This is a genomic window from Aeropyrum camini SY1 = JCM 12091, from assembly GCF_000591035.1.
GTDB classification, from domain to species: Archaea; Thermoproteota; Thermoprotei_A; order Sulfolobales; family Acidilobaceae; genus Aeropyrum; species Aeropyrum camini.
The window spans coordinates 713,999-737,886 of the sequence record NC_022521.1; the positions used below are offsets into that span (position 1 = coordinate 713,999).

The following is a 23,888-nucleotide window of genomic DNA, read 5'->3' on the forward strand; positions in this document are numbered from 1 at the left end:
CCCTGCCTGGGGAGACGCTTCCGCTCTGCTAGGGCACCTTGTAGTCTCTGATGTGCTTCGCTATACCCAGGCTCCCGGCCTTCTTTAGAAGTTTTTCGTCTGCAGTGTAGAGGGTAGCCTTTTCAACGAGGGCTAGGCCTATGTAGGAGGCGTCGTAGATAGTTAGGCCACTCCGCATAGCAACCTCGATAGTAGTGGCAGCATAGTTTCCCTCGAGGCTATACAGGCGTATCTGGAGGGACTCGAGGGCACTGGCTATCTCTTTCAGCTCGTCCTCTCCAAAGGCCGCGGAGTACTTGAGGGCGTTGAGGACCTCGTAGGGTAGGAGGCACGGGGCAATCAGCTCTACCAGACCCTCTAGGTAGGATTCCCTTAACAATAGAGCCTCTCGTGTATATTCCTCCTCGACGAACCACTTGACGGCTACTGAGGCGTCTACCACTACCTTCCTCTCCCCTCTCTCCAACGCCTAATCTCCTCCACACTACTCCAACCCTCAACCCTCCGCCTCAGCTCATCCATCTTGAGAGAGGCCCAGGCTATCCTGGCCCTATCCTTCTCGCGTAGTTTAGCCTCCTCCCTCCTCACAACCTCCTCTATAGCCCTCCTCACAACCTCACTCCAGTTGATGTGCTTGAGCTTCTCCATCCTCTCCTTAAGCCTCTTATCGATTCTGAAACTAACTACAACACTCAAAAATGTCACCGTATTACACGTATAGCCACTGCATACTAATATGTATTACAGGACTATGAAGACGTATGCCAGGCCTTATCCTTTTGTCGAACACTTTATATGCTGCTTAGACTGGGATACTCTTAAGCGGGTTTCCGGGCTTGCGGCTTCCAACACTCAAACTCACTGTTCTCCTCCTCCTAGTTCTCCAGGTATTTTCGGCGGCTTTGGTTCCTGGCGTTGCCCAGTCGGGTGGCGAGGACCTCGGGGGCTATAGTGGCTATCCTGGGCCGCTGGCCATGCTTGTGGATTCTCTCGAGGAGGAGGGTCTTGGGCTGGGCGAGCTGGAGGCTATGGATGCTGCGGTGCCTGTTGTGGTCTACCTCGACAGCCGGGCGGAGGCTGAGAGGCTTCTGCGGGAGTATGAGGGGCTGGTCTGGCTCTATAGGGGGCCCCTGGTCTCGCTGGCTGGCGGCTCCCTGGGTGTTGAGGACCTCAGGCGCCTCGCCGGGGAGAGGGGTGTCTCACTCATCATGCCTCTGGGGCCTCTCAAGCCTGTTTCCACGGCGGAGGCCCAGCCCCCGGTGGGTGTTAGGGGGGTGCTGGAGGCCCGGTCTCAAGCCGCTGTGGTGGGAGGCTCGCTCGTCTACGACAGGCCGCTTAGGCTGACTGGTGCTCTGGAGGCGTGGGGGATGGGGTACCGGGGGGAGGGTGTTGTCATAGGGGTTATTGACACTGGCGTGGACTTCTCTGGCCCTGGGCTTGGCGAGGATAAGGTGGCGCTCTCACCCCAGGGGCTGCCGCTTGTAGTGGACTATGGCATGGTATTCCTCGCCGCCCCCCTCCAGGTTGAGGTGGACCCCGATGCTAGGGTGGGTGTTGTGGATTTCCAGGGGCTCTACACTGTCGAGGTTGGCTCCGCAGGCCTGGGGATTGTTGTTAGGAGGACCTCGGGCTTCGCCTCCATTGTGTACGTGGACCCTGAGGGCCAGGCGGGGTTCGGCTACGAGACCTACAGCCTGGAGCCCCCAGGGCTTCCGGGTGAGGTTGTGGAGGCCGCCCTCCAGGGCGGTTCGCCCCCCAGGTATGGGCTCCTTGTGTCGGAGAACATAGCCCAGACTGCCGACGGCGGCCTGTTCTGGTATAGGATGACGGTGCCCGGGCTCGTCGCCGACCTCGACGCTGACGGGCTCTACGACACGGTCTACCTAGACACGACAACAGCCCTCCACTACCTAGCCTCAGCGGCCAGGCAGGCGGGCCTAACCCTCTTCCCCGCCCCCGCCGCGGCTGACTACAGCTTCGAGGGGGAGAAGCCCGTTACCCTCCAATCCCCCCTGGCGGGCTACGACGCTAGGGGTGACGGGGACATAGACTTCCCCATCGGAACCCTCGCCGGGTATACTGCTGACATAGCCGGGGCGGCCTTGGGTATGGCGACGGGATTGCTGGACGAGCTGGCCTCCGGCCTGCCGGAGGGTGGTGTTGCAAGGATACCCACGAACGGCATGCCAACAGGCTACCTGCTACCCGGCCTCGACTTCTGGCGGGGGAGATACGCGGTCTTCCATACTGACCCCGATGGACACGGGACCATGGCTGCCTCCACCGCCGCTGGCAGGGAGTACGTGTTCAACGTGGAGACGGGGCTTGGGGTGGAGGTGGATATGGTTGTCTCCGGCACCGCCCCTGAGGCGATGCTGGCGGCGAGCTCCATGTACATCTACGAGCACGCCATGCTCACGTTCTCAGGCTACATGATGGTCGACTCTGAGACAGGGGAGCCGCTTTGGACGTCGCCGTGGGAGGGGGGCTCCGACCCCTGGGACAGCCTAGACCCCAGGCTCCGCGGCACACCGGTCAAGGCGGAGTGGGTATGGACCGGGAGCCCCCTGGTTGACATGACTACCAACAGCTGGGGGATACCTTCTCTCCAGTACTATGTCGACAAGCCTCTGGGCATGGATGAGGTGAGCCTCTTCATAGACTCCATAACCCTGGAGACGGGGGTGCCACACTTCGTGGCGGCCAGCAACGGGGGCCCCGGGCTAGGGACGGTCACCGCCCCCGCCACAGCCAGGCTGGCGGTGGCTGTTGCGGCGGTGACTGACATGGCCTACCTCTCACTACAGCCCCCCAGCTACCTGCCCACCCCGGCCGGCCTGGGCGGCCACGGGGACCCCGCCTACTTCTCTTCCCGCGGTCCAAGCCACACAGGGTTCCCCAAGCCCAACCTGGCCGCTGTGGGCGCCTCCGCCTACACAACCGGGAGGAGCCTAGACCATATTGTCGGGGGGAGGCTGGAGCCCAGGGCCTTCCCCCTGCTGTTCGGAGGCACGAGCATGGCTACTCCGATGGCCGCGGGGGCCGCGGCCTTGGCGGTGCAGGCGGGGAAGGAGGTGCTGGGCGCCGAGCATCTAGGCCTCGCCGGGTGGCTGAGGGTCTACACAGCCCTGGCCATGACGGCGGGGTGGAGTGGAAGGCCCTGGACGGACCTGGGTGCTGGGGTTGTGAACGCGGCGGGTGCGATAAGCCTGCTGAAGAGCCTGGAGCTCGGCCTCTTCATCTACTCCACAGACACCCTCCAGGACCTGGCCGGCGGCGCCCCGCTGGATACCCAGGGCCTGGGCCTCCCCATGATCCACCTCTGGGCTGGGGCTGGTGCGAGGACCTCGGTTGAAATAGTGGTCGAGGGGGATGGTGTGGTGGGCCTGAGGGCCGTGGAGCCCAGGCTGGAAACCGTGCTGAGCTACAGGTCCCAGCTAGACCTCTCCACCCCCGCCTCCACGAGCGGAGCCTACTCGGTGTTCGACGTCGCCACGATCGACCCCGAGACCCTCCCCCATGGCCCATTGGAGGTCAGCCTCACCCTGCCGTACGAGGTCTTCGACAGGCTTGGGCGGGAGAGGTCCTCGACTGCCTGGGAGGGCTACCAATACGGCGTGATGGCTCTCCTCTACTGGGCAGACCTGGACGGCGACGGCCTGGGGGACGGCGGGGAGTACTACGTCCTCTCGGTTGACGAGAGGGCCGCTAACGCGTTCAGAATCCAGCTCTCAAACTTGGGCGAGGACCTCGCCGAGGCGAGGGCTGCCCTGGGTGTCGCAGGGGAGGTGGAGGAGGCTCTCCTGGTTAGGCTTGCCCTAGCAGGCCTCTCACCACCCCAGAACCCGGTGGTCGAGGCCTCGGTAGAGGTGTTGGGGCTCTCGTGGAGGGAGAGCGGGGCCCTCATGCTCCCCGAGGACCTGACTGTTGATGGCCGGGCCGTGGTCACCGCCACGGTATCGCCCCCCTCCCCGGGTGTCTACACCGGCTATATAGTAGCCTCCGCCGGGGGGAGGGAGTATAGGATGCCCTACACCATACTAAGCCCCTACAAGCCCGGCCACACAGGGGTGCACGTCCCCCAGGGGCTCGGGCCCGACGAGTACTATGAGGAGGCGTGGGTGAGGGGCGCCTTCAACTACTGGTGGTGGTATGAGGATGGTGACTGGAGGATAATCCCTATAGAGCTCCCAGGCCCTGGGCTCACGGTGGCGAGGCTCTCCTGGAGCGTCGAGGAGGGGAGGGAGGCGTACGCCACCAACATAGACGCCTACCTCTACCTCAACAGGCCCTCCATCACCGCGGTTGAGGGAGGGGAGGTCCTGGTTGGTGTGGAGGAGCTCGCCCTAGCCTCGAGGGAGGCCTCCACGGCGAACACATTCTTCGACCCCCTGCTAACCGGCTTCTGGGACCAGCCGGGGAAGGGGCCGGGTGAAACGGTGCTGGCAGCCTACAACCACGCCCCCGGCAGGGCTCTCCTAGTATACAGGGCGGTCCAGTACAGCGGCGAGACTGCCTGGCAGCCGGTGGCTATAACCATATACCACACCCCCATCCACACCCAGGGCACCGCAGCCCCCGGGGAGGCCGCGCAGGCCGCGGTGTCGATGGCCACGCTCTACAGGCTCGGAGACCTCGTAGACCAGCCGCTCGAAGCCAGGGTGGAGGCCTATGGGGATGCTGGCGGGTGGACCCTGCCCCCGCCCGGGGCGTCGGCGGATGTAGCAGGCTACACAGAGCCCCTGGGGGGGCACGTGGCGTCAATAGTGGTCTCCATAACCCTCCCGAGCGATCCATCCGCCGAGGATATACTGGCCAGGATAGACCTCGGCCTCGCGCTGCCTAGGATGAGCAGCGGTCTCACCACTACAGGGGAGGCCGAGAGAATCGCCAGCGAAACCATATACACGGTGGTACCTGTCGCTCAGGCCGGGTGATAAGGGGCCTGGCTACACGTGTTTTTCCCCGGGGGGTGACTATAGTATGGACCTTTGATGCTTGGGGTGGTGCATGTGGTTTCCGGGCGTCTCCCGCTTCTCGCGGCTATCCTCATAGCCTCAGCCCTCCTCACCCCCCTCTCCACCGGGGTTGCGGGGGCCCAGCCTGCTGTGATGGTCGTAGGCCCCACACCCTCCCCGCCCGTGGACATACTAGTCTGGCTGGGGGGCTTCGAGCCCTACGATATAGTGGAGGTGTGGCTCTCCACAGGGGCATCCAAGACCCTGCTTGCAACCCTCTACCTAGGCTCCACGGGGGAGGGTATTGAGATGGTGGGCCTACCGAGGGACCTGGGGCCGGGGCTATACACCCTGGAGTTCCAGGCCCTCTCAGGCCTCTCCACCACAGCCACTGTGGAGGTGGTGGAGCCCAGCCTCACCCTGGATAAGAGTCAGGCCGCCGTGGGGGAGCTGGTTACTGCTGAGGCCGAGGGCCTGGGGGGCGGCGGGGTGTCCTACGCCTACCAGCTCCGGGTAGCGGGCGTAACGGTGGCGGTGCTCTTCCCAGGAGAGGATGGGAGGGCCTCAGCCAGCTTCCCGCTACCCCCTCTGCCCAGCGGTGTATACACTGTGGAGCTCGTCTACACACCCCCAGTCTGGGTGAGGTTCCAGAGCGTCTACGGTGGGGAGGCGGTGCTTGCCACGGCGGAGATAGAGGTTGTTGAGGGTGTTGCAACCCTGGGGGAGGCTAGGGCGATAGCCGAGGAGGTGGCCTCGGCCTACGTCGCCCCCCTGGAGGAGAGGCTCGGCCTGGTTGAGCAGGCTGTGGAGGACCTCGGCCTAGCCCTCGACAGCCTTGGGCAGAGGGTGGAGGACCTGGAGCTCGCGGTTGAGGACCTCACCCTGCAGCTGTCCAGCCTAGACTCTAGGGTCGGGGCGCTGGAGGATAGCGTGGAGGATATACAGTTGAGGCTTGAGGCTGTGGAGTCCTCCCTCGAGGACCTCTCGGGGGTTGTGGAGGCTATGGGCCAGCAGCTCGAGGCCCTGTCAAAGGACCTGGAGAGCCTGAGCGGCAGGGTCGAGGACCTCGAGGCCAGGGTGGGCGTGAGCGAGGAGAGGCTCTCCCAGGCCGAGGAGGATATAGACAGCCTCGCCGCCAGCCTAGACAACCTAAGGGTAGAGCTCGACAGAGTCTCCAGCCAGCTGGCGGAGGCCCAGGCGGGCCTCGAGGACCTCAGGCAGAGGCTAGACACTGTAGGCTCAACACTGGAGCAGCTCCAGCAGAGGCTCGCCACCCATGAAGACAGCCTGCAAGCCCTCGCCGGAGACCTAGCAGGCCTCCAGACGAGGGTTGAGACCCTGAGGCAGTCCCTAGACGAGATAGACGGGAGGCTGAGCATGCTCCAGGCCACGATAGACGAGGCGAGGCTAGAGATAGAGGACCTCGGACAGCGTCTAGCCAGGGCGGAGGAGAGGAACCAGGCGCAAGACACAAGCATCGAGGACCTCCAGACCCAGCTCCAGGAGCTGAAGACCCAGCTAGAGGAGAAGTCCAGGGAGGCCCAGCAGACCGCCAGCTCGGCCAACCGCTGGAGCATGGCGGCGGCTGGAGCCTCACTAGTAGCCCTAGCAGCAGCCGCAGCGGCGATAGCAAGAGTGCTTAGAGGCTAGGAGGCGTAGCAGAGGCCTGGTAACCCCTGACGCCAGCCCTCCAGCCTCCTGTATGCTATCGAATTTTCGTTTTGTCTCACTGCTTGGGAGCCCTCCCGGGTCTCGGGGTGGAAGCATGTATGCTGTACCAGCTATATTCAAAGTGTTTACGCTAAATGTATACATGGTGTGTAGACGATGGCTAGCGCTGTAATCAGTGTGAGAGTTCCCAGAAAGCTTAAGGAGGAGCTTGAGATTCTTGGGATAAACTACTCCAGGGCTGTGAGGGAGTTTCTCGAGGAGCTGGTCAGGAGGGAGAAGGCCAGGAGGCTTAGGGAGAGGATGGAGGGGTTCAAGAGGAGCGTAGGGAGGATTGAGGGCGAGCTGGCATCGGGATTCGTGAGGGAGGATAGAGGTGCAGGCTAGACGGGTGGTTGCTGACGCTGGCGTAGAGCTGCTCGCCGCTCCCCAGAGCTCAGCTCCGAACTCGGTGTCACCGTCTACGATGCGGCGTATATAGCGGTGGCCATGAGGCTGTCAGCCTCCTTCTATACAAGCGGCGAAAAACTTTTATCCAACAGCAGGGTTAGGGGGCTAGGCATTGTACACCATATACGCGACTATAAGAGCCTAGAGCCTAGATCTTGGGGGGGCAGAACCCGGTGAGGACCTCGATCCCACCACGCCCTCGGGCCTGAACTGAACAGCGGCCGCGGCAAGGGCCGCCAAGACGATCATGTATGATATCTCTGGAGCCACGGCTCTGACAACGGCTCCTGCCGAGAGTAGGGCTGGGGGGATGGGCTGGTAGTTCTTCGACAGCTTGACCCTGGCTACCTGGGGTAGGAGGAGGGGGGCGTGGAGGATTATATGGACGCCTATGAAACCGATGTAGAGGAGGTGAATCCTCGCCAGCACAGTGGCCTGGGGGTGGAGGGAGAGAAGCATAGGGGGTATTGTGAGGAGGTGGGACACCACCATATACCTGACCGCATCCCCCGCGGGCCCCGGGAGGCTGGAGGCCCTCCTCAAAAGCTCGGGAGCCCGGTGAAGACCCAGGGCGGGGTAGTAAGCTAGGAGGCCTGCCAGAGCGAGCGTGGCGTGGAGCCCCTGACCAGGAGCGGCGAGGCCTAGGGCCAGGGCGTTGGGCGCCAAAACTGCGGCCATGAGAGGGGTGGTGGGCCTCCGGCCGTAGTTCCTGGCGACTGTGTATAGGCTTACGACGAGTATCATGGGAGCGTCGAGGTAGAGGCCTATCCTCAGCATCCACTCCACAACACCCAACCCCTCCGGGGGGAGGGCGAGGGATATGGCGCCCGCGATAGGGGGGTATAGCAGGGGCCACCGGGGCTCCCGCCTACCCCAGCCCACCAGCTGGAGTAGGGTGTGGAGGCCCAGGAATGCCAGGGCAGAGGCGGCCAGAGGCCTCCAAGGCAACCCGGCGGGGTATAGGAGGAGGCTTAGGATAGCGCCGGAGACCGCCAACACCGGGGCCAGAGCCTCGAGCCCCCTACGGGGGGCGCCGCTCTTGAGGCTGCCCGTGAAGACAACATACATGGACAGGGGGAAAACCAGGCCCAAACCCAGCCCCACAAGACCCATATGAAGACCCGGCGCAAGGGGGGCTAGGACAATCCCAAAGAGCCCCCCGCCCAGCCCCACCGCTATACCCGGCAGGGCGACTGTGGAGAGCTTCACCTGGAAAGCCTTTCCCTGCCACACCCTAAATCCCCCGTGCCCAGCCTGGGCAGCCACTAGTTTTAGAGAGCTGTGACACAAATATCACGGGCTAAACAACATAATCTATCTTCTCATAGGGGCTCTCCAGCAGTAATGCTATATAAGATCGGGGGAAGGTCCTAGCCACTCATTATCAACAATGTGATGAATCATTGTAGTAACATCCACCATTATTGGTATCGTCACATTCCACGTTTAATCACTCCCCGTGGAACTGGGGGATTAGTAGTGAGCATCTACCATCTTACCGAGGATTTTGATAGGAGGCCTGTTGCAGCCTACGCCGCGAGGGAGTCCCTAGGCTACTGCTTCCTAGGCTCGCTCATACTAGTTGCCTTCTCCTTCTCTGCAACTTTCCTCAGAAACTTCCTCCTAGGGGAGAATCCTGAGCCGACCCTGGCCCGAGGGGTCTTTAACCCGGTCGCCTTCATCGTCGCTGGCGTGAGAGAGCGGCTGTACGAGGCTGGGTCTGGGCCGAGTGGTTTCATCCTCTTGTTTATAACGGTGCTTCTCGCCGTGATAATGTTCTTCCTCCTTGCCGCTCTAATGTATCTGAGCGTTGTCCAGTCTACTTTGCTCGTGAGGGTCTCCAGCGTTCTAGGCTGGGGTCTCGACGGGTTTATGGCGAGGCTCGCAGGCCTGGGCGGGGTGGTTTTCGCCTTTTCCACTTTGGCTTTCATACTCTACATTCTGGGACTAGCCCTCCCCCTACCAGGCCTCTACACCCTCTACCAGCGGTACCCCGAGTATGAGATCTACTTTACCGCCATAGCCACAATCTACCTGGCAACAGTAGCTTTAACCCTGCTCTGGAGCCTACTACACGCTCCACCCACCACTGCGAGGACAGCCGCGGCAGCCCTGCTGGCATTGGTGTCTCTAATCTTAACGTGGCTATCCCTTGCACACCCCGAGGTCACGATAGGCCCGACGGGCCCCCTAGGGATGACGGCTGGCCTGGCAATACTCTACGTCGAGATGGAGAAGAGGATTAGGGAGAGGTACGGGGAGGAGGCTCTAGAGGAGGCTAGAACCTTGCTCGACATCCTTGGGGGCGGAGGACATGAAGACGAGTAGCCAGGCCGGACCGCTGATACCAGCGGGAGGGGCAACACTATAAATCTTAGGAGAACTATGTATATCCATGGAGCCTACACTTCACCATATCAACCGGCCTGCGATACCGGTGTGTACCGAGATGTCGAGCCTTTCGAAAAGGGAGATCGAGAGGATACTGAGGACGCTGGAGCGAGATAGGGAGTTCCGCTACGCCCTCATGGGCTTACTGGGCTTCAAAGAGCTGCTTGAGAGGTTTGAGAAGCTTGAGGAGAGGCAGCTCCGCCTAGAGGAGCGGTTCAGCCATCTGGAGGAGCGTCAAATCAAGCTTGAAGAGCGGTTCCAGCTACTGGAAAAACGTTTTCAGCGGCTTGAGGAGAGGCATTTACGCCTGGAACGGCGGTTCCAAAAGCTTGAGGAGCGGTTCCAAAGGCTCGAGCAACGGCAGCTCAGGCTGGAAGAGAGGTTCCAGAAGCTTGAGCAGAGGTTCCAGAAGCTCGAGGAGCGGTTCCGGCTTCTGGAGGAGCGTTTCCAGAAGCTCGAGCAGCGGCAGCTACACCTAGAGGAGCGTTTCCAGCGGCTTGAGGAGCGGCAGCTCAAGCTGGAGCGGAGGTTGCAAAAGCTCGAAGAGCGCCATCTCAAGCTGGAACAGCGTTTCCAGCGGCTTGAGGAGGAGTTTAGGAGGCTCTCCGAGCGGGTTCTACGCGTAGAGCAGGCCCTGGTCAACATGATGAGGATGATGAACACAATAGCCCACAGGTTCGGGATACTAACTGAGGAGGCTTTTAGGAGTGCGATGAAGCACGTGGTTGAAGAGGTCCTGGGTGCAGGCGTGGTCGGCCGCTGGATCCACCATGATAAGGAGGGCATAGTATACGGCCACCCCTCCATCGTTGAGGTCGACGTGGTAGTCAAGGACGGGCAGCACGTGCTCGTCGAGATCAAGTCACAGGTGACTCAGGCGGACGTGGCTGAGATGCATAGGATCGGCCTGCTATATGAGAGGGCGGAGGGCGTGAAGCCGAGGCTCGTAATAGTCGGAGGCTTCGTGGATGAGAGGGCCCGGGCCCTCGCGGAGAGGTTGGGCGTCGAGATCGCCCCGATAACCCCCCAGTAAACAGCCTCTCCCTCCCCCACGAGAAAATCCCCAAAACCCGGGTAAAGGGTTTATCTCTACCACCCGTTTTCGACTCTATAAAAACACTTGTCCCACCACATCATCCCTCCCACGGTAGTATAGATTTTCTATGGAGGATGGTGGGCCAAGTGCGGAAGGGTCTTGGATCCGGTGTTTACGGGAGTATCCTGGACCTTGTAGGCGGCACCCCCCTCCTTAGGCTGGGGAGAGTGGAGCGTTTCTTCCGGCTAGAGGGTGTGGAGCTCTACGGCAAGCTGGAGATGTTCAACCCTGGGGGTAGCGTGAAGGACAGGATAGGGCTTTACATGCTGATGGATGCTAGGAGCAGGGGGCTTGTCGAGGAGGGCGCGGTTATAATCGAGCCCACAGCCGGCAACACCGGGGTAGGCCTGGCGCTCGGCGCCATACACTACGGCTTCAGGCTTGTAGCTGTTATGCCGTCGAAGATGAGCCTAGAGAAGGAGCTAATACTCAGGGCTTACGGCGCCTACGTCATCAGAACCCCCACAGCAGTCCCCCCGGAGAGCCCCCTCTCCTACTACAGGGTGGCAGAGGCGGTGAGGAACCTGCTATGGATGATAGGCGGCAGGCCCGGTGAGGGGGAGGTGAGGAAGGTTGTGGAGAAGGTGCAGACGCTGGTCAGGGAGGAGAGGGTTGAGGACCTCAGGTCTGTATTAGAGTCCAGCGTCGAGCCCACCCCCTACGCCTACATACCAAACCAGTACAGCAACCCGGCAAACCCACGGGCCCACGAGGAGACGACGGGGAGGGAGATATGGATGCAGACTGGCGGCAGGGTTGACGTGGTCTACGCTGGCATGGGGACCGGGGGAACTATAACCGGGGTAGCCCGCTATCTGAAGAGGGCCAAGCCTTCCGTGAGGATTGTTGGTGTGGACCCGGAGGGGAGCATATACAGCCTCGTCAAGAAGGGCATGAGCCCCCGGGAGGCTGCTAGGCACGCCAGACCCTACAAGGTGGAGGGGATTGGGGAGGACTTCATACCCTCAACCATAGACCTGAGCCTCGTGGACGAGGTGGTTGTGGTCACGGACCAGCAGGCCTTCTCCATGGCCAGGATGCTGGCCCGGCTTGAGGGTGTGCTGGCGGGGGGCTCCTCGGGCGCCGCCCTCTACGCGGCCGTGAAGCACATAAAGACTGGGGGGGTCAGGGGTGTTGCCGTGGTTATACTCCCCGACACGGGTAGGAACTACATCAACAAGCTCTATAACGACAGGTGGATGAGGGAGAACGGGTTCTCAACGAGGGACGAGGAGGTGCTGGGGGAGCTGCTGTGAGGGGCTTCACCACCAAGGCCGTCCACGCGGGGGAGGACCCCCGGGAGACCCTCCACGGCGATGTGGTGCACCCTATACACCTCTCCGTCACGTATTGGAAGAGGAGTGTGGCTGAGGCCGAGGAGGGTTACGTGTACTCGAGGACCTCCAACCCCACTAGGGACGCCCTTGAGAAGAAGCTGGCAGCCCTCGAGAACGCCAGGTACGCCCTGGCCTTCTCCTCTGGCTTGGCGGCAGAGGCAACCGTCATACTCGCCCTGCTGAGGGAGGGAGACCATATAGTGGCGTTCGACGACCTCTACGGCGGCACCAAGAGGCTCTTCCAGAGGGTGATGGCCCGGTTCGGTGTTAAGGTCACCTACGTGGACGCCCGCGACCCCAGTAACATCGAGAGGGCCCTGACGCCCGCTACCAGGATGATATGGCTCGAGACCCCCACCAACCCGTTGCTGAAGCTGGCCGACATCAGGGCCGTGGCGGAGATAGCGTCCCAGGCGGGTGCTTACCTGGTGGTTGACAACACCTTCGCCACCCCATACTTCCAGAAGCCCCTGGAGTTGGGGGCGGATATAGTGGTGCACAGCGCCACCAAATACCTCTCAGGCCACTCAGACATCCTCGCGGGGGCCGTGATGGTCAACAGCGGCGAGGTCTACGAGAAGCTCAAGTACCACCAGAACGCCGTCGGCGCCGTCCTACCACCCCTGGACTCCTACCTCCTCATGAGATCCCTCAAAACCCTAGCCCTCAGGATGGAGAGGCACCAGTACAACGCTATGAAGATAGCCGAACACCTAGAGAGCCACCCGAAGGTGGACAGGGTAATCTACCCCGGCCTCCCAACACACCCCCAGCACAGCCTGGCTAAGAGGCAGATGACAGGCTACAGCGGCATGCTCTCCTTCGAGCTCAAGGGAGGCGCCGGGGCGGCGGTCAGATTCGTAGAGAGCCTCAGGATCATAGCCCTCGCCGAGAGCCTCGGAGGAGTAGAATCCCTAGTGGAGATACCCTCACTCATGACACACGCCTCAATACCCAGGGAGGAGAGGCTCAAGACAGGGATAACAGACGGCCTAGTAAGACTCTCAGTAGGCATAGAGGACCTCGAAGACCTCATAGAGGACATAGAACAAGCCCTCAAGAAAACCTAGAGAAAACGGGAACGAGGGAAACTACTTCCAAGTTTCGAACTAATTATTACTCTCTATCTAAACGCCTAGTTAAAGGCTTCCTACCATCTGCATAATGCTGCCAGGCTTTACCGCGCCAAAACCTATACCCCTGCTCTTGCCAACGTGGAGAACCTGGGCCGCTTCCATGACCAGCTGCAACAGCTCTACATACCTAGCAGTGGCGGCATAGGTCGCCCTCCCATAGAAAGCCCTCACCTTTCGGTCCCTGCCTATACTGTACAAGCCGACACGCCCGTTCCATCCAAGCAGCTCCACGTTGCTAGCTAGAGTGTTCGCATATCCTTTGAGGCTGAGGCCTGTGTGCCTCGCGAGGGCCGAGAAAACGCTGTAGACCAGCCTCTGGGGGCTTGGGTAGAGTATGGGACGGCTTCTAAACGCGTAGATAGTGGGCCAATATTCAACGGTAAACTCTATAGCGTCTCTACTGGTGGTCACACGGCGCGGCAGACGCGGCACCCATCTCTCGACCTCGAAGGAGATAACTCTAAATCCCCAACGATCCAAACAACCAGGCAGCGAGCTTCTCAGCCTATAGAACCCGGTGGTGTTGAGTGTTGCTCCTAGGAGGATATTAGGTTCTTCAATCGTGGATGGCTTGTTAGGAGAGGCATTGAGGGGCTGGCCCTCCTTCTGTAGGGGCTCGACACTTACCAGGCCCTCCCGGCCTCCGATACACTCTTTCACTATTCTCGCGGCCACAACACCGCTCCAAGAGAGAAGTGGGAGGGGCCTGGTCGATTCGAGAATAAGGCTTACCTTATATAGTCCAATAACCATCAGATTATCAGCCCCCAGCTCTCCCATATCATGGCGAGCCCTTCAGCGAGCCTATCCAGCTGTTTGGCGAGATACCTGGCCTCCTGCGAGTTATTATCGTTCAGTAGGCTTAGTATTTCCCTTAGTATACCGTATAGAGCATACTCGTTTCCAACCTCGAAGGATAAGGTTAGGGCAATTCTATGTAGAAGGCCGGGGTCTCTTCTTGCTATAAAATCAATAAGCCTCGGCCAGGACGCCATGTGATACTTTATTATCGCTATGCTAGTTAGGAGAACGCCAGGCAGGCGACCCACATCTACAACTCTAAACCTGTTGTTATCGACGCTGAACTCTCCGTACAGCACTTCGAAATGGGAGCTATTGCTTAAAAGAGTCTCGCCCAAAGAGAGTACGTAGAGTGATAATCCGGGCCCGGTAAGATTGTTCCTATAACGCAATATAGCGGGCATCCATATGGAAGCTGCTTCGAATGACTGAGAGAGGGCCAGGACATCCTCCAGGCTGGCGTGATGCGGGGATAATGTCACTACTTTGCTTTCACCATCCTTCTGATACGTATACGAACCGTAGTGGAAGCCTAGTACACTCAAAAAATAGCAGTATGGGCATACTTTATACTGCTTTTCATCCTTTCTTTCTAACTTACGTGGCTTTGAACTCCACGTGTGGGAGTACTTACCGTACACGGGTCCTAAAGGTAGTGCGAGGGTAGCGAGGCTCTTGCTATTCTTACGAAACTCCCCTTGAAGCTTCTTGTGCCCCGGGCTAGTGTATTTCTCAAGTATATTGGCGTCATTGGATAGAATTTTAGCCGCAACTCTAACTCTGAGATTGTTTAAAATACTTTCTCCAATATTAGATCCACGTGCTAGCCTATAAAGATCTGAATAGAAAGTGCCTTCATCGCCAAGAAATACTTGTTGCTGTTCTTCCTGTAGAAGCCTGAGGGCAAGCTGAATGCTCTCTGGTAGTTGACTCGCGAGATGGCAGTTATCTGCATTTACTTTTAACACGTATCTTTCGCCAACCCTCTCTACCTCGCCACTTACTTTACCCGACCAAGCCAGTAGCCTTGCAATACCATAGAGTATGAGGGTGTCTGTGTAGAGGTTGTGGCCAGGAGTGTAGAGTATACAAACCATAATTACACCCCAACTATTAGAGACATGGCTCAGCTGGCGCCTGGCCGTCTCTTCCTAAAGCCCTCTTGACTATCCACGTCCCCCCATCTCCATTACACCTCTTCCTACCTTCGTTTGCCGCTATGCTGTCAGCCACGACTAGTGGGTGTAGAATCCCTGCTACCCTAGCGCGGGCGGAGAGTCTAGATAACGTGTCGCCTGAGAGAGAGTATGCCTTTAGCCGACCTAACGCATTAATGACCTCTTTACGGGACGGCGGGCTCCCTGAGAGGATTTTAAGGACGTCAACTACTTCATCCCCAACAACATTCATATTCTTTACAGTCCTGGCTAGCCTCTCAAGCCCCCACAGCTCTCCATCATAATAATCCTCTAGCATGAGGCTGGCCACTGAAAGCGTCACGAACCTTTCACCCAACTCCCCTGCAAGGACGCCCATGGAAATCGATTCATGATGCATCATAACGGCGAGGGGGACCTCGAAAACGTAAAGTCCTCTCTCATTCTCGCCTATGCCCGCCATATCCGCCGCCTTTTCTAAAGCTATTAGGGATAGAGCCCCGCTCACTAGCTCGTGCCTATACTGAACCCGTCCGCGCATTATACGCTTCTCCTGATAAGCTGGAACGGTCTTCCCGATATCATGTAATACAATGGCGACCGCCACAGGATCTCCCAAAACACTGGCGAGGGTTTGTGATCCCTGGCTATAGATGATCCTATTAACAGCGCTAGAATAACATTTCTTCAGCCTCCCCAACCACACTTCCAACGACCGCTGAACATGTTCCTCCAGCGTCTCACAGCACTCATGCCCACCAGTAGCTTTCCGAATTATATAAGCACAAGCCCCCCTACTCATGATTTAACCCCCACTCTAAACCTCCTCCCCGACAGCGACGATACTAGAAGTCCCTCTTCATCATTGTATATATATTCTGGATTCTCAAGGCAGGCTACAAGCGTGGAACCAGGCTTTGGTCCTTGCGAAGCTTGAGCTTGAATTAGCCTCCGGCCACCAGGCCCGCTCCGTACCTCGTAAACTTTCTCCGCCTCACTCAATAATCTAGTAAGCCTCTCCCAACCCGAGGTCTTCTCGTTTGCAGAGAGAGTTATTGATAGTCTAACCAGGTGTTCTTCCCATTCGGGCTTCCACTCTCTACTCTCTTCCACGATGTCGCAGGGGAGTATTGCTATGTCTATGAAAGCTGAGGGGCGGAAGTACAAGTCGTCGTTTGGCGGGTATGAGAGGGGTGCGAGGCTCTCAAGGTATGTCAGGGCTCGGAGCATTAGCGTGTCTCCAAGCCTTGCTAGGGAGTCTACTATATCTCTTTTATATACTGAATTAACTAGATCCGAGGAGGTCCTAATACTTGGTGTGTAGGTTCCAGCCAGCTGATCCAGTATCTCCTTACTTTTTAAGTACAGCTCTTCGGGATATGGATGGTGGCTTTCGGCGTCGTAAATGACTGCATATCCACGGCCACGCCTCCTACCTATCCTGCCAAGCCTCTGTATGACAGAATCTATGGGAGCCGTCTCAGTATAGAGCGCTTCGAAATCGAGGTCTACCCCAGCTTCTAGGACTTGAGTGGCTACGGCTATAACCCCACTATCTTGCTCTTTAAGTAGCTTTTGTAGTAACTCTATCTTTCTGTTCTTGTCTCCACGTTTGAAAAGCGAATGCAACAGGAGTATCTTCGAGTTGCTGCATCTTGTCTTCAGTGATTTGTAGACGCTTATTGACTTTCGGACAGTGTTTACTAGGACAAGCCCCTTAACGTTGCAGTCTACATCATCTGGCTTCAGACTATTATTCTTCACTTCTACATCTATCTTGGGAGATGATACAGAATGATCTAGCTTAACCTCTTCAACCCGCCAATCACCAAGCTTCTCCCTGATAGTCATCTTATAATAACTTGGTAGTGTGGCGGAAGAGACAACGATTAATCCACCTGCTCTGGCTAGTGCAGCTACAACGAGTGAAAGAAGCCTGGGGCTAAGGAACACCTCGTCCTGCACAAGGTGGGCCTCGTCAAAAACAGTATAACTAGTAGCCTGCAGACCCACGGGCATCGAGAACCTGCCCGTCTCAACGCCTTCACGCGTTAAGATCCTGTAGACTCTGGAGGCGGCGAAACCGTAGAAGTACGTGTCCGGCGTGGTCACGGTAATGGGAGCAGTATATAGGAAAGTAGGCTGTACTGTCTCACCATGATCTTCAGAAACTCCCAAAATCTTTATAGAGGCCTTAAGCCTATCAACCATGGCTTCTAGTATGGAGTGCATAGGCTCAACAAGGAACCCCCGGGCCGCAATAGGCCTTTTACTGGCAAAGCTAGCCAGTAAGGATGCCATGAACACTTCTGTTTTCCCGGCCCCAGTAGGGGCCTCAAGAAAGACAACTCCTCCTGGACTTTCATATGCTACCCTACAAATCTCTTCGGTGGCCCTCGCCTGGCTGTTTAGGAGAGCTTCGTCAACAGCCTTCTGAGCACCTTCCGCATGGATCCGTCTCATCACCATCTCAAAGATTGTCCTTTTGAGGACGTTAGGCTGGCATCCATATTCCATAGCCGGACACCTCGTGGAAGCTCTCGTGCACAGCTACATTAATCCTCCCCTCGATCCCCTCAACGCTGCATCCGTATACTGAGCCTTCAACTTCTATCTCAGAATAGACTATAACGTAGCCGCGTTCTACGGCCTCTCTTTTCACTGGCATTGCTATAGCAATGGCCTCGATTCTCCGAGTTCCGCCAGTACCGTCTGCACGAGCTGGGGCATACACGACGGTGAAGCTTCCTCCAACAGCACTGTCTAAAGCTACGGGAGTATTTACTGACCTAGACCTAACCTCGGCCAGCTGACATCTCCCAACGGGGCGCGCGGATACTAGTGATTCGCTGTCTCCTAGACGATCTATGTACCATATGGCCTTCTCGATTTTGTTAATATCGTCTCTGTTTCGAGCGACAAATACAGCATATACTGGATTATAAGGCGTTATATAGCCTCGTAATAAGGCATCACTCATTTCGCGTAACTCGTCTAAAGCTCTATTACTCCTTTTACCCGCATTCTTCTTTTTCGAGCACTTTTCTGAATCCGGTTCTAAAACTTTCCGGAGCCTCCGGAGCACAACTTCCCACTCTACCCCCAGTATTTGGCCTGGCTTTGATAGTGGTGCAGCCGCCTTGACCATCATGCCAGTCTTCTCTATACACGACTGGCTAGCAATACCGCCGGTGCATGAGTCCAGTAGTGATACACCCCTCATGAGACCCCCTAGAAGTGTTGAAGGCAGCGGAAGGGGTAGGGGTGATGCCACCTGATAAGCTTCAGGATTTTTTACAGAAAACGCTGGAGTGGCTAGCTCGGCCACTACCACCCAGTCTCCAGGCCTCACGGTGTCCGATGAGGATCCGTTCTCTTCAGCTATCGGCATCCTAGCTCTACGCTTCTTTCCCACCATAACCTCCCACCAGCTCGGAGGCGTGATCTGCAGCCTCTTTGAGTAGGGTTCCCAGGTCCCTATACTCCTTAATCTTCAGCTTGTCGGACCCATATCCACCACAGATGCCCTCGGGATAGCAGTGTAGAATGCAGCTAGCACCGTCTCCGAGAGACTCGGTTACACCCTTGAGTAGACTAGCTGTCTTCTCAACATAGTTCTCATACGAACCGTGGACAGCGTTGGGAACCGGTTTGTTACACACAGCCACAACAAGCTCTTCAACCATAGCTATGGGAAGGGCTCTGGCTTGTTTGCTAGCCGCTCCTCCCAGGAGGTAGGCGAGGGCTAATAAAGAGGCTCTCGCTCTCCTCATCTTCTCCTCTTCATCGCAAGCACTTCTACCATTGGATTCGTAGAGTGGCCTGCACAGGTATTCAAGGTCGAAGGAGGCTGCAATGCCGTAGAGTCCGGAAGAGTACTCTTGTTTGAATACCATCATTTCTGTCGTGCTATTCTCCTGACTACTTGACTTCCCCTTTCCCTCGGCTCCGCGGCGCTGCAACGGGTCTACCCTGTTATGGGTTACCGAGAACTTCTCTACGTCCTCCAATATCTCGGTGTTAAGAACTGGTATTGCGAAGCTAAACCTGGCGAGACTATCCCTTTTCAACTGACTTTCTGGTATAAGGAAGCCATGCAGGTCGTTACAGAAGTCCTTTATAGCCTCGCACTCACTTGTAGCTTTTTCCCTGGTACCTTCTAACTTTGCATCAACATTGTAACCCCGTAGTCCTATACCTCTCTTGCACAGCTCGTTCAACATCGATCCTCCTAGAGCCTGGTATACCTGAGCTGCATAGTACGCGTGCCAGTGCTTCAGGGAGTTCCCTGTTAGGACAGGGACTTCGTAAACTTTTGAAGAATCGCCACAGCAGTAGACTCTAGCTCGGGCGTGCATACTGTAGTTCCCAGCCGTCCCGTGTCCTGTGAGGACCGTCACGTTGACTCTGACCCTGCCCGCAACCCTAACATACGTCATGCTTATGTCACCCCCATAGGATCTCCCTAATGCTGAGGGCGTGATGGTCAGGAGCTAGTGATAAGGCTGCAAGCCGCCTGACTTCCCGGTTCAGTAGCTTCTCGCCTCCTTCCGCCTCAACACACCTAAGATATCGGAATAACTTCTCGAGGTTAGCTGCCATGTACCTTAGTCTTTTTAACGCCTCTTCCACTCTTTCCCCTTCTCCCTTGTTGTAGAGAGACTCGAGATCCTTGTAGACCTTGACAGCAAGTCTAGCTAACAACGCTAGCTGTTCCTCGTAGGAAGAGGGCCTAGACGCTAGAGTGTCGGTTATATCGTATGCCTCCTCCGCTAAGATAACTATCCTAGCAGTCCTCGCAAGATCTTCTACAGGATCCCGCTGTCCATCCGCCCTCTCCATACATTTTTCTAGAACCCCAATGCTGCTTACGCTCTGATAGCTGGGGGAAGCCAAAACATGCCAGCCTCCAGTATAAATAATGCTGATTAATACCATATAAACCCTTAATGTGTCACTAATACTATTCCATGTTTTATGGGAAAAAGAATTTTTCACTTGCTTTAGTGTTATATGCCTACTAACATGTAGCCTAAATCGGTGAGACTATAGAGCTTCCCTCTCCCCCTCACTTCTGAAGATATTAACTTCTTCGACTCAAGCTTTCGGAGAAGCCTGTCAGCAAGAGTTCTAGAGACCTGTAAGGATCTTGCAATAGACTTTACTCTAGCCCTCCCTAGGCCTACCAAGGTTTCCACTACCAAGAGTTCCTTATAATCTATTGTAGCGAGGGGCGGCACGCTCTCGAGTTGTAAGGGCTGCAGCATCTCAGGACGTATGTTAAGGTCTATACCCTCGGCCTCGGACTCTAAATCAACTCTTAGCATCTCCACTTTGATTCCGCGGAACACACCCACTGTTTGGAGCGCCATTGCTGTTAGAAGGGCAGAGACTACTAGCCATCTTAACCCTCCAGAGGCTAGAATGTATGCTCTGGCAGGCGCAGCCTCCTCGACAACCCTCCTCATCTTGGCAACTCCTCTGGGTATACCATTAGAGGGGTCTAGCCATACGTCTCTCGTTTCCACATGAAGATCTCCATAAGCGTCTATAATCATGTTCTTAAGCTTCTCTACGGCGTCAGCTGCCTCCCTTGTTCTGGGCTCGCTGTTAACTATTATTACGAGGCTCCCAGGCTCCAGGCCGATAGATGCTACTGCACGCCAGGGCCTGGAGTAGTTAAACCCCATTGTTGTCAGTATAACCTTTCTGAGCCTCTCCCTGCTACCCAAGGCTGGCACACCCTCCTGAACCTGCATGCCACACACTTTCTACCTGGCTTGGGAGGAGGTTCTAGACCATCGTCCAGGATTTTGTTCATATCGTCAGCTAGCCTGATCACATCACGTCTCAGGCTAGGGGACATTCTAACAACGTAAGTTTTAGAATCCTCCAGCGAAACGATAGCTAGGTAGTCAACAGAATATCCTCTGGTCTCTTCGAGGGCTAGCGCATAGGCAGCGGCCTGAAAGATAACATGACGGTCCCTAGTGTGAAGCCATCTATTAGACCTTACACTTAGCTTAGCCTCGACGACTACAATGCCCAGCCTCCCTTCGACAACTACCCCGTCTGCAACACCCTGTAGCCCTAGACGCTTGCTTCTCAAGGGTACAGCCCATTCTTCCTTCACAATTCTGAAGCCAGAGGTTCTTAGGATCTCCCTAACATGGTCCACGCTATAAATCTCGCGAGAGAGATTCATAGGCTCTGTGGGCCTATATGAAGGCCTAAGAACCTCCATATAGTAGGCGACACGCGGACAGTACGCGTACTCCTTCAGCATAGACACCGGCCTCAAACTACACCACCACAACTCTCTTCACATCCTCAAGACTACCCCCAAGACCGTAGGCATCCCTAACACTGTCGCCTGGAATAACCATCACCATGATCTTGTCTTTCCTACTGTCCGCTAGCCTCTGGAGAGCTCGGTACGCCTCCTTGGCAAGGCTCCGTCCTCCCTTCGCGATGTACACGCTCTTCTGTACCCTAGCGAATCCCATCTGCAGAAGTTTCTGTGAGGCCTTGAGGCGTTTAGAATCATTGCTTATATCGTAGGCTATTAAAACGTACACCAAGGATCACAGCCCCACCCTGACAGCTGAGAACCCTCCGGAGCCTCGGAAAGCCTCTGCAAGCCGTCGCGCTTGAATCATTATGGCGTCTTCGAGCCTAATTCTTCTACCTAACCCTCTGACAGCAGCTTTCATGGAAAGCGAGCTGGCAACCGCCTTAGCAACCTCTTTTCTGGACTTATAGTCTAGCCTTCCAGCTTCTAGCTTGAGATATATTCTCCCAGCCTTCAGAGCAAGAATCCTGTCGACAATGGGTGCTCGGAAGGGTTCTATAGCGTCCAGAGTTAGGCTAGGCTTCCCACTCTTCTCGGTGTGGAAGACGCCAAGGTATGGATCGAGGCCGACGAGAAGGAGGCTCTTCTCGACAATGCTATAGAGTATGCCGTAGCCGTAGTTGAGGGCGGCGTTGAAGGGGTCAAGGGCTCCTCGGTCACGGCCGCTGAACCCGAGTCTTTCAGGAAGTATCTCTGCTATGCACTGCCAGTATCTCCTCGACGTTCTCGCCTCAATTGATAGGAGCCTATCCCTAAACCCGGGCCCATCCTCGTCTGCTATGCGCAATGGCTCTCCAGATAGTAGCTCAACCTCGTATCCGGCCTCTCTCAGTCTCTCATCTGCTCTCTGTCTTGCAATATACTTTAGGGTCTGGCCCTGGTTGTAGATCTTCGCCGATACCAGCTCTGCTGCTATGAGTCTTCTAAGCCTCTCGCTGGCTGAAAACTGTCCAATCCTAGTTGCCACGGTCTTATTAATAATGGGTGGGTAGAGCCTCGCCACGGGGCTGCCATCCCAGTCTAGAAAGACGAGGTCTATACCCATTTTTGCAGCCGCTCGTACGGCCGCGCTAGAGATAGAGACTCTGCTACTGGATATTATTACACGTTCCACGCTACTCTCTACTACAACCTTTTTTCCTGTTTTAGTCTCCACAACCAAAGCACCTCTAGCAACCCTTATCCTTGAACCGGGCTCTGCAACCACCATCATCAAACTCCGCACACCTCCCGGAAGGCACATCCTGCAGGGCATGCCTCGGGCAATCCCGGATAGCTCCTATACTCTATAATTCTCGCTACTGCATCACGCCTCTCAAGGAACCTTGTCCTGAGGTGATCGTCGACCCTCACTAGCCTCCAAACAATCTTCAACTCATCGTTAACCCTAAGGCCGGCAACAACTCCGTAGTCAACGGGGTTTCCAGTCCATGCCTCGACAGCAAGAGCATATCCAGCTATAGCTAGCTCCTTCCTTGCAATCCACCTATCACCATGTCCAGCGAGCACTAGGTCGACCGGCATGATGCCAACAAGTAGATCCGGCCTGACATAGTCGCTGAGCCCCACAGGGCCTCCTGGCACGTTAGGCTCGACAGCAACAGGAATTCCGTCAACCCTTGCAGCCGCCGAAAACTCCACGGCCTTCTCAAAAACAGCATTCATAACGCGGATCTCGTTGCCTCGTGCTCCAACCCTTTTCAACAAGTAATTAAACATCCTGTAAGCATCGCCTACTCTGTGAGCCTTGAAGGGGAGCAGGAAAGCCTCGTGTACTAGAGCCCCCAGCCTGAGAAGCCCCCCATTAACCCTCGTATTTAGGACTCTCCTCAGATAAGTATCCCTACCAACGGGGCAAACCCCTGTAACATCGCTGAGTGTAGGCCTAGCCGCGTACCTAGGACCTACGACATCCCATTTCCATCCCCTTAACTCGGCGTATACTCCATCGCCAGCAGAGGATCTTATCAAGTCCCACAAGCCTCGGGGGAACAAACACAACACCACTAAGTTATTAAACAAGCGGTACATCTATTTATCAGAACAATGTATCTATTGTTACATAAGATGTGAAAAGTGACACATTAACCATTTATAAGCTAAAATACGAATAGCAAGACCTTGATAATAAACTCAAAACTATCAATCTAAACAGATAGAAAATGTACCCATCTAAAATAGTCCATCAAAAATAAGGACACGCATAATAACGTTTAATGCGAGCAAACTACAAATAAATATAAATGACCGGAAGCCTCTCTGAAGAAGAACAAAGCCAAATTGTGGGTGAAATATTCTGAATTATGAGAAAAGAAAAGCTTATATAAGAATACAACACTAAATAAACTGAACAATGAAAAGATTAAACGGCATATCCCTAAAGGGAATAGAAAGTTCAGGGATAGGCTTGGCAAGAAGCTTTTCCTAGTGCAACAGCGCATATCCCTAAAGGGAATAGAAAGAATGAGAAGATGAGTTGGGCACATGCCAAAGACGCCTACGGCATATCCCTAAAGGGAATAGAAAGCTAGCCAGGGTGGCC

At 56.2% G+C, this 23,888-nt stretch carries 22 protein-coding genes and 1 CRISPR repeat array (1 of these 23 cut by a window edge); of the genes, 7 read left to right on the plus strand and 15 right to left on the minus strand.

All coding sequences use genetic code 11. The features are described from left to right. Positions 1 to 28: 28 nt before the first annotated feature. Together ACAM_RS03900 and ACAM_RS03905 are read right to left on the minus strand one after the other, a co-directional pair. Positions 29 to 466: a type II toxin-antitoxin system VapC family toxin gene (locus tag ACAM_RS03900; RefSeq protein WP_022541509.1), complete on the minus strand. Its 438-nt coding sequence runs from the start codon at positions 464 to 466 to the stop codon at positions 29 to 31. Beyond that, positions 442 to 696, minus strand: a complete 255-nt coding sequence (locus ACAM_RS03905; protein WP_148706398.1) for a hypothetical protein — start codon at positions 694 to 696, stop codon at positions 442 to 444. Before ACAM_RS03905 ends, ACAM_RS03900 begins: the two co-directional genes overlap by 25 nt. 140 nt (positions 697 to 836) lie before the next feature. Between ACAM_RS03905 and ACAM_RS03910 the strand changes: the two genes are divergently transcribed. From ACAM_RS03910 to ACAM_RS03920, 3 genes are all read left to right on the plus strand, one after another. Continuing rightward, a complete protein-coding gene (locus ACAM_RS03910) occupies positions 837 to 4,937 on the plus strand; it encodes a S8 family serine peptidase (RefSeq protein ID WP_022541511.1) in 4,101 nt (1,366 codons plus the stop codon). Positions 4,938 to 5,012: 75 nt separating this feature from the next. After that, positions 5,013 to 6,608, plus strand: coding sequence for a coiled-coil domain-containing protein (locus ACAM_RS03915; RefSeq protein WP_148706399.1), 1,596 nt, complete (start codon positions 5,013 to 5,015; stop codon positions 6,606 to 6,608). 177 nt (positions 6,609 to 6,785) lie between these two features. Beyond that, positions 6,786 to 7,013, plus strand: coding sequence for a type II toxin-antitoxin system CcdA family antitoxin (locus tag ACAM_RS03920; protein ID WP_022541513.1), 228 nt, complete (start codon positions 6,786 to 6,788; stop codon positions 7,011 to 7,013). A gap of 204 nt (positions 7,014 to 7,217) precedes the next feature. Here the strand turns inward: ACAM_RS03920 and ACAM_RS03925 are convergent, their stop codons facing one another. Next, complete coding sequence (locus tag ACAM_RS03925) at positions 7,218 to 8,309, minus strand: hypothetical protein (protein WP_022541514.1); 1,092 nt, start codon at positions 8,307 to 8,309, stop codon at positions 7,218 to 7,220. 246 nt (positions 8,310 to 8,555) lie between these two features. Between ACAM_RS03925 and ACAM_RS03930 the strand changes: the two genes are divergently transcribed. The 4 genes from ACAM_RS03930 to ACAM_RS03945 all read left to right on the plus strand — a co-directional run bounded on the left by ACAM_RS03930 (position 8,556) and on the right by ACAM_RS03945 (position 12,970). Further along, complete coding sequence (locus ACAM_RS03930; RefSeq protein ID WP_022541515.1) at positions 8,556 to 9,404, plus strand: hypothetical protein; 849 nt, start codon at positions 8,556 to 8,558, stop codon at positions 9,402 to 9,404. Positions 9,405 to 9,525: 121 nt separating this feature from the next. Then, positions 9,526 to 10,500: a PD-(D/E)XK nuclease family protein gene (locus ACAM_RS03935; RefSeq protein WP_062662169.1), complete on the plus strand. Its 975-nt coding sequence runs from the start codon at positions 9,526 to 9,528 to the stop codon at positions 10,498 to 10,500. A gap of 149 nt (positions 10,501 to 10,649) precedes the next feature. Continuing rightward, on the plus strand, positions 10,650 to 11,819 hold the full coding sequence (locus ACAM_RS03940; RefSeq protein ID WP_022541517.1) for a PLP-dependent cysteine synthase family protein: 1,170 nt from the start codon (positions 10,650 to 10,652) through the stop codon (positions 11,817 to 11,819). Then, positions 11,816 to 12,970: a cystathionine gamma-synthase gene (locus ACAM_RS03945; protein WP_022541518.1), complete on the plus strand. Its 1,155-nt coding sequence runs from the start codon at positions 11,816 to 11,818 to the stop codon at positions 12,968 to 12,970. The genes ACAM_RS03940 and ACAM_RS03945 overlap by 4 nt, the downstream gene beginning before the upstream one ends. 69 nt (positions 12,971 to 13,039) lie before the next feature. Here ACAM_RS03945 and cas6 read toward each other — a convergent pair whose 3' ends face one another. The 12 genes from cas6 to cas4a all read right to left on the minus strand — a co-directional run bounded on the left by cas6 (position 13,040) and on the right by cas4a (position 23,341). Next, a complete protein-coding gene (gene cas6 / locus ACAM_RS03950; RefSeq protein WP_022541519.1) occupies positions 13,040 to 13,789 on the minus strand; it encodes a CRISPR-associated endoribonuclease Cas6 in 750 nt (249 codons plus the stop codon). After that, positions 13,789 to 14,934 carry a type I-A CRISPR-associated protein Cas8a2/Csa4 gene (cas8a2, locus tag ACAM_RS03955; RefSeq protein ID WP_022541520.1) on the minus strand — a complete coding sequence of 382 codons (1,146 nt, stop codon included), beginning with the start codon at positions 14,932 to 14,934 and terminating at the stop codon, positions 13,789 to 13,791. Before cas8a2 ends, cas6 begins: the two co-directional genes overlap by 1 nt. A gap of 16 nt (positions 14,935 to 14,950) precedes the next feature. Continuing rightward, entirely contained in the window at positions 14,951 to 15,535 is a 585-nt protein-coding gene (locus ACAM_RS03960) for a CRISPR-associated endonuclease Cas3'' (protein WP_148706401.1), read from the minus strand. A gap of 257 nt (positions 15,536 to 15,792) precedes the next feature. Next, a complete protein-coding gene (cas3, locus tag ACAM_RS03965) occupies positions 15,793 to 17,511 on the minus strand; it encodes a CRISPR-associated helicase Cas3' (RefSeq protein ID WP_022541522.1) in 1,719 nt (572 codons plus the stop codon). Then, a complete protein-coding gene (gene cas5a / locus ACAM_RS03970) occupies positions 17,489 to 18,412 on the minus strand; it encodes a type I-A CRISPR-associated protein Cas5a (RefSeq protein WP_148706402.1) in 924 nt (307 codons plus the stop codon). Before cas5a ends, cas3 begins: the two co-directional genes overlap by 23 nt. Then, positions 18,393 to 19,433 carry a type I-A CRISPR-associated protein Cas7/Csa2 gene (gene cas7a / locus ACAM_RS03975; RefSeq protein WP_022541524.1) on the minus strand — a complete coding sequence of 347 codons (1,041 nt, stop codon included), beginning with the start codon at positions 19,431 to 19,433 and terminating at the stop codon, positions 18,393 to 18,395. Before cas7a ends, cas5a begins: the two co-directional genes overlap by 20 nt. Positions 19,434 to 19,440: 7 nt before the next feature. Further along, positions 19,441 to 19,890, minus strand: coding sequence for a CRISPR-associated protein (locus ACAM_RS03980; RefSeq protein ID WP_022541525.1), 450 nt, complete (start codon positions 19,888 to 19,890; stop codon positions 19,441 to 19,443). 113 nt (positions 19,891 to 20,003) lie between these two features. Next, a complete protein-coding gene (locus ACAM_RS03985; protein WP_022541526.1) occupies positions 20,004 to 20,726 on the minus strand; it encodes a CRISPR-associated transcriptional regulator Csa3 in 723 nt (240 codons plus the stop codon). After that, positions 20,690 to 21,286 (minus strand): CRISPR-associated protein Cas4, encoded by a 597-nt coding sequence (gene cas4, locus ACAM_RS03990; protein WP_232502327.1) that lies wholly within the window; start codon positions 21,284 to 21,286, stop codon positions 20,690 to 20,692. Before cas4 ends, ACAM_RS03985 begins: the two co-directional genes overlap by 37 nt. A gap of 10 nt (positions 21,287 to 21,296) precedes the next feature. Then, on the minus strand, positions 21,297 to 21,572 hold the full coding sequence (gene cas2, locus ACAM_RS03995) for a CRISPR-associated endonuclease Cas2 (RefSeq protein WP_232502328.1): 276 nt from the start codon (positions 21,570 to 21,572) through the stop codon (positions 21,297 to 21,299). Positions 21,573 to 21,578: 6 nt separating this feature from the next. Next, complete coding sequence (gene cas1 / locus ACAM_RS04000) at positions 21,579 to 22,559, minus strand: CRISPR-associated endonuclease Cas1 (RefSeq protein ID WP_232502329.1); 981 nt, start codon at positions 22,557 to 22,559, stop codon at positions 21,579 to 21,581. Then, a complete protein-coding gene (cas4a, locus tag ACAM_RS04005; protein WP_148706404.1) occupies positions 22,559 to 23,341 on the minus strand; it encodes a type I-A CRISPR-associated protein Cas4/Csa1 in 783 nt (260 codons plus the stop codon). Before cas4a ends, cas1 begins: the two co-directional genes overlap by 1 nt. Before the next feature lie 374 nt (positions 23,342 to 23,715). After that, positions 23,716 to 23,888: direct repeats of the CRISPR family, unit length 25 nt; unit sequence GCATATCCCTAAAGGGAATAGAAAG; it runs 2,016 nt beyond the window's last position.